This is a genomic window from Streptomyces sp. NBC_00076, assembly GCF_045041235.1.
GTDB lineage: Bacteria > Actinomycetota > Actinomycetes > Streptomycetales > Streptomycetaceae > Streptomyces.
Genome location: NZ_CP108242.1, coordinates 6013029 through 6025204, shown reverse-complemented (window position 1 = coordinate 6025204; position 12176 = coordinate 6013029). Strand labels below are relative to the sequence as shown.

Here is a 12176-nt window from a genome sequence, read left to right as displayed (position 1 = left end):
CGCTGGCGCCATGGAGACGGGGAGCGCGCCAGACACGGGGACCGCAGGGGACGAGCCGGTGTGGACCGGGCTGCCGCCGAGGCTGCTGCGCATGCGGCGGCTTCTGCTGGTGGTGTGGCTGGGTCTGCTGGCCCTGGGGCTGGGCCTGCTGCTCGGGCTGCTCGTCGAGCCGGCCTGGGCCGCCTTCGCGCTGCTGCCGCTGGTGCTCATGGCGTGGGGCTGGGTGATGCTCGGCCGCAACTGGCGCTCCTGGCGCTATGCCGAACGCGCCGACGACCTGCTGATCAGCCGGGGCGTGCTGTGGCAGGAGGAGACCGTCGTGCCGTACGGACGGATGCAACTGGTCGAGGTCACCTCCGGGCCCGTGGAACGCCACTTCCGGCTGGCCAACGTGCAGCTGCACACGGCGGCCGCGGCGACCGACGCGACCATCCCGGGGCTCGACCCGGCCGAGGCGGAACGGCTGCGCGACCGGCTCACCGAGCTCGGCGAGGCCCGATCGGCCGGGCTGTGACCGCGCCCGGCGTCGAGGACGACGTACGCGAGAAGCAGCCGCCCACCGAACGGCGGCTGCACCCCGTGACCCCGCTCAGACGGGCGTGGGCGCCGATCGCGGTACTCATCGGGTGGGCGGTGCACGACCCCGACCAGGCACAGCGCCAGCTGACCAGGCTGACCACCACCACGCTGCTGATCGCGCTCGCCGTACTCGTCCCGGCCGCGGCCCTCTACGGCTTTCTGACCTGGTGGTTCACCCACTTCGCGGTCACCGACAGCGAACTGCGCATCCGGACCGGCCTGCTGTTCCGGCGGACCGCGCACATCCGGCTGGAGCGGATCCAGGCCGTCGACGTCACCCAGCCGCTGCTCGCGCGGGTCGCGGGCGTCGCGAAACTCAAACTCGACGTCATAGGAACGGACAAGAAGGACGAACTGGCCTTCCTCGGTGAGGACGAGGCGCGTGCGCTGCGCGCCGAACTCCTCGCGCGCGCCGCCGGTTTCGCACCCGAGACGGCGCACGAGGTCGGCGAGGCACCCTCCCGCGAGCTGCTGCGCGTGCCGCCGCGGGTACTCGCCGTCTCGCTGGTGCTGACCGGCGCGACCTGGGCCACGCTGGCCGCCGCGCTCGTCGTACCGCCGGTCCTGTGGCTGGCCACCCACAGCGTGTGGACGGTCCTCGCGACCGGCGTGCCGCTGCTGGGCGCGGCGGGCGCGAGCAGTGTGGGGCGGTTCGTCGGCGAGTACGACTGGACGGTCGGCGAGTCGCCGGACGGGCTGCGCATCGACCACGGGCTGCTGGACCGTACGCACGAGACGGTGCCGCCGGGTCGCGTGCAGACCGTACGGATCGTGGAGCCCCTGCTGTGGCGGCGGCGCGGCTGGGTCCGGGTCGAGCTGGACGTGGCCGGGTCGTCCAACTCGGTGCTGGTGCCGGTCGCTCCGCGCGCGGTCGCCGAGTCGGTCGTCGCGCGCGTGCTGCCCGGGGTGACCGTGCCGCCACCGGCGGCGCTGTCCCGGCCACCCCGGCGGGCCGGGCGGTGCGTACCGGTGTGGTGGCGTGGCTACGGACTCGCCGTCAGCGACAGCGTGTTCGCGGCGCGGCACGGACTGCTGCGCCGCCGCCTGTCGCTCGTCCCGCACGCCAAGGTGCAGAGCGTACGGCTCACTCAAGGGCCTTGGGAGCGCCTGTGGCGGGTCGCCGACGTCGAGGTGGACACGGGGGCCAACAAGACGGTGACAGCCCGTCTGCGGGACACCCAGGAGGCCGCGGATCTGCTGCGGACGCAGGCGGAGAGATCACGGACGGGACGGCGTGACGCTCGGCCGGACCGGTGGATGACGTCCTAGTCCTGGTCCTGGTCCTGGTCCTCGTCCTGGTCCTGGTCCTCGTTTTTGTGCTGGTCGGGTTGGAGGCGGCCGTCAGGACACCGCGCTCCGCAGCCCTTGCAGGTCGATCTGTTCCGTCTCGTCGTGGGCCGTCAGGTCGATCACCTGGCCGACGCCCCGCGCGTCCTCGTCCGCCGCCTTGAAACCAGCCTCGGCCTCGGCCTTGTGGAGGGCCAGCGCCTCCTGGCCGACCACGTCGGCGAGGTCCTCGTTCTGCACGGCCTCCAGGGCGGCCGGCTCGGCGCCCTGCTTCGTACCGAAGAAGTCGAAGCCGCCCTCGACCGCGTGGCGTCGCGCGGGAGCCGACGGTACGACCGCCACCGCGGTCGGCGCGACGAAGTGCCCGGAAGGCTGCTGAGCGGGCTGGGCCGCCCTGGCGGTGGTGGTGGCGGCGGCCGCGCGCTGATGCCCGTCGACCGCCTCGGGCTTCCCCTGCGCCTCGTCCTCCTGCGCGGCCTCCGACTTGCTGTTCTCGGCGGCACCGGACGCGGCCCTCTCGGCGGAGCCGGCCTTCACCGACTCGCCGTCCGAGGCACCCTCGGGCTCGCCCTTGGGTATCTTCTTCGACCTGCCGTCGGTGAGGCCCTTGGATGCGACGCTCTTGGACGCGATGCTCTTGGCCTCGACGGCCATGAGTGGCTCGACGTCCACGAGGGGCTCGACGTCCACGAGGGGCTCGACGTCCACGAGGGGCTCAGCGCCAGTGACCGCCTCGATATTCGTGGCGGGGGCAGCGGCCTCGCCGGGCCCGGCCGTCTCGGCGTCCGTGGGTTCGGCGTCCGTGGGTTCGGCGATCTGAGACTCGGCGCCTTCCGGCTCCACGTCCTCCGGCTCCACGTCCTCCGCTTCGGCCTTCGCCTTACCGTCGCTCTCGTCGCTCTCGTCGCGCACGTAGCCCTCGTCGCCGAAACGCGCCAGCGCGCCCATCGCCCGCGCGAACAGCTGCGAACCCGACGGCGAGAAGACCCCGGGAGCCACGGGCTTCCCTGCCACGTCTTCCGAGTCGTGCGAGCGCTGCGCGCTCCCCGCGCCGTCCGCCGTCTCCACGCTCCCCGCCGCCTCAGCGGACGCGGCCGGCGCCGGCAGCAGTTCGCGGGTCGGAGTCGCGGTCTCTATCTCCAGCAGTCGGCGGCCCTCCAGGGCGCTCGCCCGCTCGGTCTCCGCCGTGGCGTACCGCCGCAGCAGCGCCGCGTGTTCGTTGCGCAGCCCCGCCAGCTCCGACCGCTTGGCCCGCAGTCGCTGCTCCAGCTTGACCCGCAGCTCGCGCGACTCCTCCAGATCGGTCTCCAGCTCGGCGACCCGCTCCTCGTACCGCCACTCGTCGCTCGCCCGCGCGCGCGTGAGGTCGGCGACCTGCTTGCCCGCCTGCGTGTCCCAGTGGCGCATGACGACCGCGCCGACGATCGCCGTCACCGCGGCGGCCGCGGCCAGCACGCGGAGCACCATCGGCTGGGTGAACACCCAGGGGCCGAGCGCGCAGACGAGGGAGACGCCAGCGATCGCCGACGGAGGCAGCAGCCTGTGAAGGGGCGGGGAATGGCGGTGACGTCCACGTGGCATGGCCAGAAACTTACCGCGCGTAGGCGAATCATGGTGCCCCGGCCCGCAAAAACACTGCCATCCGGCAGCCTTCACACGTCATCAGGAATCAGATCGGCCACTGAATTCAGCAGGATCGACAGGATTGGCGGGATTGGCGGGATTGGCAGGTCGGTGTCGACAAGAGGGGCGAGATCCGCAAGATCGTTTTCAGTGGTCGCCCAGTCGTCCGCTGATCCACTCAAGCGTCGGCGGAATCTCCCGCCGCCAGGTGTTGAAGTTGTGCCCACCGCTTTCGAGGATGATCGACGAGACGCGGGTCAGCCTCGTGTCCTTCACCTGCTCTATGAACTTCAGAGTGTCCTTGTAGTTCGACTCACCGACCCTGCTGCTGGTGACGAGCAATGAAGTGTCGGGCGGGGGCATGTGCTTGAGGTACCACCCCAGGTTCGCGCGGTCACGCAGTCCCTTGTCGCCGTGGAAGAGATCGCCCGTGGTGGGATCCTTGGGCGCGTCGTAGTACGCCGACAGGCCCGCCCCAGCCGCGTACACACCAGGGTGGTGCAGGGCGAGCTTCAGCGCGCAATAGCCGCCCGTGGAATCGCCGATGATGCCCCAGCTGCCCGGTTTCTTGCCCACTCTGTAGTGCGCCGATACGGCGTCGGGCAGATCCTTGGCGAAGAACGACTCGGTCTGCGGACCCCCGGGGACGTCCACGCACTCCGTGTCCCGTGGTGGCGCCACGGTCGGCCGCAGCATCACCAGGATCATCGGCTGCATACGGCCGTCCTCGGCGAGATCCAAAGCCGTGCGCGGGTAGTGGAGTTTGCTCACCAGTGCCTGCGCCGTACCCGGATAACCGGTGAGGACGACGGCCGCGGGAAAGGTCCGGGTCCGGTATCGCGGCTGGAAGTACTCGGGCGGCAGGTAGACGTACGCGCGCGTGGCGATGTCTGTCGTGCGGCCCACGATGTCGACCTTCTCGACCTGCCCGCCCGACGAGGGCCGGAGCCCGGTCGCACCCCGCACTCTTCGTGTCTCGATCACCTGAAGGGGCACACCCGAGGGAGCGCCGACGGCGTGGTCGACGACCACACCTCGGGTGGTCTCCTTCCCTAACAGGTCCGCCCAGGAGGCGTAGAAACCGAAAGCCTGGTTGGCGGCGAGGCCGACCGACACGAAGAGCACCGACTGGGTCGCGAACAACAGCCCCACGCGCCCACCGACGGCCCGCAAGGACCGCCGCGCCAGCCTTGGCCACAGCCACACCGTGCCGATGAACAGCACAACGGCCGCCAGTACCGCCAGCGCCAGCGTGTTGTTGCTCGTGAGACCCATTGGTTGCTTCCGCTTTCCTCGTCCTTTGAACCAGCTTTGGAGAGATGAGTGAACCTCTTACTCCAAGACACCGTCCTAGAGGGCGCAATGTCGCCGGATGCCCGAATCGGTACCGGATCCAAGGTCTCTCGCAGAACTACGGGATGCGATGTCTGTCAGGACAGATGAGGAAATGTCGGGCCAGGTTCCGGCTCGATCACACCGGGTGGGGCGCGTACTCCGTGGCCCGCGCCCCGAAGTCGTACCCGCCCTCGTCGGCAGAGCGTGTGCCCTCGTAGGCCTTCTGGACATCGCCGCGGGCGTCTTCCCACGCTTCCGGCACAGCCGTATGCACACCCTCGCCGAAGTGCTGCCCGGCGCGCTCGGGCCGTTCGCCGCCGCGCTCTCGCTCAGCGCCGGCGTCCTGTTGCTGCTGCTCGCCCACGGGCTCAAACGCCACAAGCGCCGGGCCTGGCGCGCGGCCGTGGTGCTGCTCCCGGCCGGCGCGGTGGCGCAGTTCACGTACCGGCACTCCCTGGTGGGCGTGCTCATCTCGCTCGCGCTGCTCGCGCCCCTGTTGCGCCACCGCGACCAGTTCGTGGCCCTGCCCGACCCGCGCAGCCGGTGGCGCGCACTCACCAACTTCGTCCTCATGGGCGCCGGTTCCCTCTTCCTCGGACTGATCATCGTCAGCGTCCATCCGGAACGCATGGTCGGCGACCCGAGCCTGGCCGATCGCATTACGCACGTCCTGTACGGCCTGTTCGGCTTCGAGGGCCCGGTCGACTACCAGGGCAACACCTCGTGGACGGTCGCCTTCTCCCTGGGCGCCCTCGGCCTGCTCACCGCCGTCACGACGATCTACCTGGCCTTCCGGCCCGAACACCCCGCCGCGCGCCTCACGGAGGAGGACGAGGCCCGTCTTCGCGCCCTCCTTGACAAGCACGGCGGCCGCGACTCCCTGGGCCACTTCGCGCTGCGCCGCGACAAGGCCGTCGTCTTCTCACCCAGCGGCAAGGCCGCCGTGACCTACCGGGTCGTCTCCGGCGTGATGCTCGCCAGCGGTGACCCGATCGGGGACGTGGAGGCCTGGCCGGGCGCCATCGAACGCTTCATGGACGAGGCCACGGCCCACTCCTGGACCCCCGCCGTCATGGGCTGTTCCGAGACCGGCGGCGAGGTGTGGACCCGGGAGACCGGGCTTGACGCCCTCGAACTGGGTGACGAGGCGGTGGTGGACGTCGCGGATTTCTCCCTCGCCGGCCGCCCGATGCGCAATGTGCGGCAGATGGTCAAGCGCATCGAGCGGGCCGGTTACGAGACCCGGGTACGGCGCGTCCGTGACCTCGGGGAGGCCGAGCTGGAGCGCGTCCGGCGCGCCGCGGAGGACTGGCGCGGCACCGACACCGAGCGGGGCTTCTCCATGGCCCTGGGCCGGATCGGGGACCCGGCGGACGGCGACTGTCTGATCGCCACCGCCCACAAGGCGGACGACCAGCCGGGGCCGTACGGCGACCTGAAGGCGATCCTGCACTTCGTGCCCTGGGGCACGGACGGCGCCTCCCTGGACCTGATGCGCCGCGACCGCTCGGCCGACCCCGGCATGAACGAGCTGCTGATCGTGGCCGCCCTCCAGGCTGCCCCCCGCCTCGGCATCACACAGGTGTCGCTCAACTTCGCGATGTTCCGGGCGGCGCTCGCGCGGGGCGAGAAGATCGGCGCGGGCCCGGTGCTGCGTGCCTGGCGCGGGCTGCTGGTCTTCCTCTCGCGCTGGTTCCAGATCGAGTCCCTGTACAAGTTCAACGCGAAGTTCCGGCCACGCTGGGAGCCGCGTTTCGTCGTCTACCGCGCCTCCGGCGACCTGCCGCGCATCGGCTTCGCCGCCATGCAGGCGGAGGGCTTCGTCAACCTCGCCCTCCCGCTGCCGCGCTTCCTGCGCCGCCGTACGGCCCCCGCGCGCGCGTGTGCCCACGGGACGGAACGGAACGTCAGAACGGCGGTCTGACGCATACCGTCCGGGCGGCCTGACGACAACGGCTCGGGGCCACTCGACGATCACCGCCCGGAGGGCCTGACGACAACCGCCCGGGGCCACTCGACGACCACCGCCCCGGCGGCCTGACGACAACGTGCGAGCCGCCTGACGAACCGGACCGCGTGCCAAGGCGGACCGCGGCCACCAGGACGGGACCGAGCGGAAACCCGGCCCCCTCCGCCCTCCCGGCACTTCTGCTCAAGCCTCACCCCGGCCCCTCACATCGGCCGGGCCCCGGACCCTGTGACCCCGCCCTGGGCCTAGGCTGAACGTATGAGCAAGCAGAGCGGACGCGGGCGCGTCGCGGGCCTTCCGGAATGGGGCCGCTGCGCGGTCATGGGAGTCGTGAACGTCACCCCTGATTCCTTCTCCGACGGCGGCCGCTTCTTCGACACCGTGGCCGCCGTCAAGCACGGCCTCGACCTCGTCACCGAGGGCGCCGACCTGGTGGACGTCGGCGGCGAGTCCACCCGCCCCGGCGCCAGCCGGGTCGACGAGGCCGAGGAGCTCAAGCGGGTCATCCCGGTCGTCCGCGGTCTCGCCTCCGAGGGCGTCACCGTCTCCGTCGACACCATGCGCGCCTCCGTCGCCGAACAGGCCCTCTCGGCCGGCGCCGCCCTCGTCAACGACGTCAGCGGCGGCCTCGCCGACCCCGCGATGATCTCCGTCGTCGCCGAAGCGAACGCCCCCTTCGTGGTCATGCACTGGCGAGGCTTCCTGGAGGGCGGCAACGTCAAGGGCGTGTACGCGGACGTCGTGGCCGAAGTCGTCGACGAACTGCACGCGCGCGTGCAGGCCGTCCTCGACGGTGGCGTCGCCCCCGACCGGGTCGTCGTCGACCCCGGCCTCGGCTTCTCCAAGGACGCCGAGCACGACCTCACCCTCCTCGCCCGCCTCGACCGCCTGCTCGCCCTCGGGCACCCCCTGCTCGTCGCCGCCTCCCGCAAACGGTTCCTGGGCCGCGTCCTGGCCGGCCCGGAGGGCGCGCCGCCGCCCGCCCGCGAGCGCGACGCCGCCACCGCCGCCGTCTCCGCGCTCGCGGCGCACGCCGGCGCGTGGGCGGTACGCGTGCACGAGGTGCGCGCCACCGCGGACGCGGTACGGGTCGCGCGCGCAATGGAGGGAGCGCGCGCCGCGGGCAACGGCGCTGAAGGAGTCCGGTGAGCGCCCCCCACACCGACGTGGAAGAGGTCGAACACGCCAACACCGCCTTCTACGAGGCCATGGAGCGCGGCGACTTCGAGACGGTGTCCTCGCTCTGGCTCGCCCCGGCCGACCTGGGCGTCGACGAGGAATACCACGACCCGGCCGATGTCGGCGTCGTCTCCTGCGTGCACCCCGGCTGGCCCGTGCTCACCGGTCGCGGCGAGGTCCTCAGGTCGTACGCGCTGATCATGGCGAACGCCAAGACGCGGACATAGCGTACGTCTGGGCGGGTGGTTCCTCCGCCTCCTCGGCGCGGCTCGGACCCTCCTGCGACGCCCCGACTGACGCTGGTCCCAGGAGGGAAGCCATGGTCACGGACGTCGCCAACCGGCACAGGATCAGCACCAAGAACCAGATCAAAATTCGGGCCTGGAGCCGGGCACAGCTCGGCAAGGAGACGCTGCGCGGAGTCATTTATGTCCGTGTCAGCATGGGGCGCCAGAAAATGGAAAGCCCCGAAATTCAGGTGAGTACCGGCAAGGCCGCCGCGCAGATTCGCGGTGTCGAGCTGGTGGGCCCCGAGGTCATCTACGACGTGGATGAGTCCGGCCGCAGCTTCCATGAGCGCAAAGTCATGGAAATCATCGAGATGATCCGGCGCGGCGAGATCAACTGCATCATCGTGCTGGAGACTAGCCGGTGGGGCCGAAACCTCGAAGAGTCTCGCGCTCATGTTCGCGAGCTGTACTCGGCCGGCGGCGTCCTCATTTCCGCCACTCAGCCCATTGACCCGACGACCGCCGACGGTCTCATGATCATGAACCACTTCATGAACATGGACGAGCACGCGAGTATGAAAATCGGTGAGGGGTGGGCCAGAGCAGCACAGAACCGGCACGACCGAAACCGCCCCCACTTCGGCCGTCCCGTTCTCGGTTACGACCGATGCCCCGACTGTCGGCGGAGCGAAACGAACGAGCGCTCCTACGAGCACTGCAAAACGTGCGAAGGCATCCTCCAGCCCCACTCGAAGTTCGCCAAGCTGTACGCCGAGGCGTACAGGCTCTACGTCAAGGGCGTGAACTTCCCGACGCTTGCCAAGCAGCTCGCCGCCAAGGGCCTGCGCTCCATCTACGGGAACCGGATCACCGCTACGAGTCTGCGGCAGTCCATGGACTCCGGATTTGCTGCGGGACTTCTCCGGATCAACGCCTACGATGCCGACCAGCGTGGGCCCTGGGATTGGATGTCCTGGAAGCGCGGTGCCCACAAGCGAATCATCTCGCTGGGCACGTGGATGCGTTACGTCCAGCGTCGCCGGAAGCAGTCGAAGGCCGAAACTCGTACGACCACACCCAAGTGGTCCCTTTCGTCGCTCATGCGGTGCGGCCGGGACCGTGAGAAGCGGCAGAAGGACGGCTCCATGAAGATGGCGCGCTGTCTCGCGTCCATGGGGGCGATGGTGGGCGGTAACCCCCCTGCGGTCACTTTCCGCTGCCAGTGTGAGAACCAGACCCAAGAGTGCGAGGGCGTCACGATTCGGCTCTCCATGGCGGAGAAGCAAGTACTGAAGTGGGTGACTGCTCGGGCCAAGGGCGAAGAACAAGCGGCATTGGCGATGCAGCGGCAAGCGCGAGTGACCGTGGACGCTCAGACACTGGCCGATCTGGAGAAGCAGAAGAAGAAGCTCAAGTCTGACTTGGAGAAGCTGGCGGATGCACTCCTCGAAGGCGTGCTCACGAAGGAGGCAGTGAAGAAGAAGACTGAGGAGAAGCAGGGCGATCTCCGGATCATCGAGCAGCGGCTTCTCCTGCTGCAAGATTCCGTCGCCAGTAACAGCGTGCCCCCGAAGGAAGCGTTTCAGGGCTTCCTCAAGGTCTGGGGCAAGATGACTCACCAGGAGCGCCGTAAGGCACTCGGCGTCATCATCGACCACATCGTGGTTATCAAGACGCCGGGGAAGCAGCGCAACAAGCTGGAGATCGTCCCGAAGTGGGCGCCCGTCTCAGAGAAGCTCGTCCCCGGCCGGCGCGTCGACTGGGACCGGATCATCGAGGAGCAAGCCGCCGAGGCCGTCGCCGCGTGACTCCTCGCGCCAGATCCGGTACGCCGCCTCGCCGATGACTTCCCAGAACCCGGCCCAGCACTCCTCTTCCGTGGGGTGCTGGGCCGTCCGGCTTTGAAAGGCGTGTCCGCTGGGTGCCATACCGGCACATTAGGGGCGATATTTTCCGAGCAATTATACAAACGTGCGGCGTCAACCAAACAGACCCGCGTCACCCCTCGAATGGTGGAAGCAGCATTTTCCGTCCAAAATTGTTATGGCGTCACACGAATGGGCGATCGGCACGGGGGTGGGGGGCGCAGTTAGGGTCGCCCCATGCGTGACGAACCAGCTCTGACGAAACTGTACGAGTCGCTGCCCGCTATCAACTGCGCCGGTAAATGCTGGGGCTCGTGCGGCGGAAACGTGGGCGCGACCCCCGTCGATATCCGGCGCACCCAGAGGGCCGGCCTGCGCCTCCAGGAGGGGCATCTCGTCACGGGGCCGGACGGCCGACCGTACGGGACGGTGTGCAACGTGCTGGACCAGGAGACCAAGCGCTGCCGCGTCTACGACGCACGGCCGATTCTGTGTCGGCTGTGGGGGCTCTTCCCGGAGATGGCCTGCCCCTGGGGGTGCGAGCCCGAGGGCGGCCTGATGGACACCGTGGAGGCCCTACGGGCTCTGTCGCTCGCTCAGTGGTACGGCGGAGCACCCGGCGCCATGCCGCCGGCCCAAATCGACGAGGTGCTCTCCAGCCCGGAGCACGTTGCCCTGGTGCGGCTGCAACTGTCGGCCGGCACGCCGGTGCGGGAGGAGCCGCACATCGAGACGCGGCTGGGCACGCCCGTGATCCTCAGTCGGCCGTCTCGCTGACGCACGCGGAAGCCCCCGGCGGCAGTTCTGGGCTGGCCGGGGGCTTTCGTAAGGGGGACGGATTATGCGGCGGACTGGCGGCGCATTGCTGCTGCGTCCTTGGCTTCCGTGGTGGCCTGGGGCCAGTCCTTCGACTTGTTGATGTGGGCCCTGAGCCCCGCCTCGCTGGTGAAGCCGTAGCCGCCGTTTTCGGCACACACCTGGTGATCAGTGCAGAAGTGGGTGAAGACGGCTTCCTCCTGGAGCACGAAGGCGATGTCCGGGCCGTCGTAGGGATCGCCGTTCCCTTTCTTGTGGCTCTTGGCGTGGGCCGTCCGGTTGCGGATGTCGACCCAGTATTTGCGGGGGCTGCCGGCCCGGTGCGGGAGGGGGCAGCGGACTTGCACCTCCTCGTCCTTCCAGACCCCCCGCTTCGGCACCTTCCGCTTGCTGTCAGCGGCTTTCGCAGGAGCTGTGGCCGCTACGGGGGCTGTTTCCGCCAACGACTCCTCCTGGGCGAGGGAGAGTTGTGCGGGGGCGCGGCGGTTCGGCTGCTCTCTGCGCGCTGAGCGGTGGAAGGCGTCCAGAACCTCGGCCTGGAGCATGGGGAGGATCTCCGAGCGCCGGGTGTAGAACACGTCGAAGAACCAGGCGCATGGGTCGCACAGGTCGACCTTGCCGCCGCCTTCGAGAAGTCGTTCGTTCTGCGCTGCAACCTTGGGCTTCTCGGGGAGTGCGGCGTGCCAGTCGCAGGTGATGACGTCGAGGAGAGCCTTGGCCATCAGGCGGCGCCCCGGGCGGACTTGGTGCTCTTCACGCTGCGCAGGGGGATGGGTGCTTCGGCGATGCCCGCCCAGAGCTTGTTGATGCCCAGCTCGCGGCGGACGCTGATGCCGGTCTTGCTGATGCCCTGGGGGCTGACGAGCGCAGGGTGGCGGTTGCTGTAGCTCCACCCCGTCCGGTCGATGGGTCCGCGCCGGCCGATGGTCAGGGTGGCGTGTCGCAGCTCGTCGCACCGGTCGCAGCGCTGGGTGACGTTGATGGACACAGCGTTGTTCGGGTTGCGAACGGGCCGGCCGTTGGCGTTCTCGCCGTGCCAGTCGTATGCGACCCATGTGTGGCGGTCTGCGAGGCAGTCGACGAGTTCCTGCGGGATCGACTCGACGTGGGCGTAGACCTCTTCGTCACTCACGGGCTTGAGTTCCACCGGTCACTCCTTGTGGCGGGCCAATTTCGTTCCGAACAAACTAACCGGCAAAGTCTTCTGTCTGGAACGCCCTTGAAAGAAATGTTTAGGCACCACTCGAACGGGTGAATGTTCGTGCGATCCAGAAGTAGCCCGCAGTCGTCTGA

Annotated in this window: 10 protein-coding genes and 1 pseudogene; 7 read left to right on the top strand and 4 right to left on the bottom strand. The window is 69.3% G+C overall.

All coding sequences use genetic code 11. The annotated features are described in order from the left end of the window. The first annotated feature begins 10 nt into the window (after positions 1-10). Both OHA64_RS27515 and OHA64_RS27510 read left to right on the top strand, forming a co-directional pair. The gene (locus OHA64_RS27515; RefSeq protein WP_405617386.1) at positions 11-514 is read left to right on the top strand and encodes a PH domain-containing protein; all 504 of its coding nucleotides are present in this window, start codon (positions 11-13) and stop codon (positions 512-514) included. Beyond that, positions 511-1848 (top strand): PH domain-containing protein, encoded by a 1338-nt coding sequence (locus OHA64_RS27510; RefSeq protein WP_405617384.1) that lies wholly within the window; start codon positions 511-513, stop codon positions 1846-1848. Before OHA64_RS27515 ends, OHA64_RS27510 begins: the two co-directional genes overlap by 4 nt. 72 nt (positions 1849-1920) lie before the next feature. Here the strand turns inward: OHA64_RS27510 and OHA64_RS27505 are convergent, their stop codons facing one another. Both OHA64_RS27505 and OHA64_RS27500 read right to left on the bottom strand, forming a co-directional pair. Next, entirely contained in the window at positions 1921-3447 is a 1527-nt protein-coding gene (locus OHA64_RS27505) for a hypothetical protein (RefSeq protein ID WP_405617382.1), read from the bottom strand. Positions 3448-3636: 189 nt separating this feature from the next. Continuing rightward, positions 3637-4764: an alpha/beta hydrolase gene (locus tag OHA64_RS27500; RefSeq protein WP_405617380.1), complete on the bottom strand. Its 1128-nt coding sequence runs from the start codon at positions 4762-4764 to the stop codon at positions 3637-3639. Positions 4765-4936: 172 nt separating this feature from the next. Between OHA64_RS27500 and OHA64_RS27495 the strand changes: the two genes are divergently transcribed. From OHA64_RS27495 to OHA64_RS27475, 5 genes and pseudogenes are all read left to right on the top strand, one after another. Then, positions 4937-6748, top strand: coding sequence for a phosphatidylglycerol lysyltransferase domain-containing protein (locus tag OHA64_RS27495; protein WP_405617378.1), 1812 nt, complete (start codon positions 4937-4939; stop codon positions 6746-6748). A gap of 303 nt (positions 6749-7051) precedes the next feature. After that, complete coding sequence (gene folP, locus OHA64_RS27490) at positions 7052-7942, top strand: dihydropteroate synthase (RefSeq protein ID WP_405617376.1); 891 nt, start codon at positions 7052-7054, stop codon at positions 7940-7942. Then, positions 7939-8181, top strand: a pseudogene (locus tag OHA64_RS27485) (nuclear transport factor 2 family protein); the annotation flags it as partial. The gene folP and the pseudogene OHA64_RS27485, both read left to right, overlap by 4 nt. Positions 8182-8291: 110 nt before the next feature. Further along, positions 8292-10010 carry a recombinase family protein gene (locus tag OHA64_RS27480; RefSeq protein ID WP_328749389.1) on the top strand — a complete coding sequence of 573 codons (1719 nt, stop codon included), beginning with the start codon at positions 8292-8294 and terminating at the stop codon, positions 10008-10010. 294 nt (positions 10011-10304) lie between these two features. Continuing rightward, on the top strand, positions 10305-10844 hold the full coding sequence (locus OHA64_RS27475; RefSeq protein WP_328749388.1) for a YkgJ family cysteine cluster protein: 540 nt from the start codon (positions 10305-10307) through the stop codon (positions 10842-10844). A gap of 62 nt (positions 10845-10906) precedes the next feature. On the opposite strand, the gene OHA64_RS27470 is transcribed toward OHA64_RS27475, so the two are convergent. Together OHA64_RS27470 and OHA64_RS27465 are read right to left on the bottom strand one after the other, a co-directional pair. Further along, a complete protein-coding gene (locus OHA64_RS27470; RefSeq protein ID WP_328749386.1) occupies positions 10907-11605 on the bottom strand; it encodes a hypothetical protein in 699 nt (232 codons plus the stop codon). Continuing rightward, positions 11605-12030 carry a hypothetical protein gene (locus OHA64_RS27465; protein ID WP_328749385.1) on the bottom strand — a complete coding sequence of 142 codons (426 nt, stop codon included), beginning with the start codon at positions 12028-12030 and terminating at the stop codon, positions 11605-11607. Before OHA64_RS27465 ends, OHA64_RS27470 begins: the two co-directional genes overlap by 1 nt. Positions 12031-12176: the final 146 nt, after the last annotated feature.

What these genes read in the sequence shown, in the direction of transcription:
- OHA64_RS27515 (WP_405617386.1), top strand. Translation starts at nt 11, where the DNA reads ATGGAGACGGGGAGCGCGCCAGACACGGGGACCGCAGGGGACGAGCCG.
- OHA64_RS27505 (WP_405617382.1), bottom strand. Translation starts at nt 3,447, where the DNA reads ATGCCACGTGGACGTCACCGCCATTCCCCGCCCCTTCACAGGCTGCTG.
- OHA64_RS27500 (WP_405617380.1), bottom strand. Translation starts at nt 4,764, where the DNA reads ATGGGTCTCACGAGCAACAACACGCTGGCGCTGGCGGTACTGGCGGCC.
- OHA64_RS27495 (WP_405617378.1), top strand. Translation starts at nt 4,937, where the DNA reads ATGTCGGGCCAGGTTCCGGCTCGATCACACCGGGTGGGGCGCGTACTC.
- folP (WP_405617376.1), top strand. Translation starts at nt 7,052, where the DNA reads ATGAGCAAGCAGAGCGGACGCGGGCGCGTCGCGGGCCTTCCGGAATGG.
- OHA64_RS27480 (WP_328749389.1), top strand. Translation starts at nt 8,292, where the DNA reads ATGGTCACGGACGTCGCCAACCGGCACAGGATCAGCACCAAGAACCAG.
- OHA64_RS27475 (WP_328749388.1), top strand. Translation starts at nt 10,305, where the DNA reads ATGCGTGACGAACCAGCTCTGACGAAACTGTACGAGTCGCTGCCCGCT.
- OHA64_RS27470 (WP_328749386.1), bottom strand. Translation starts at nt 11,605, where the DNA reads ATGGCCAAGGCTCTCCTCGACGTCATCACCTGCGACTGGCACGCCGCA.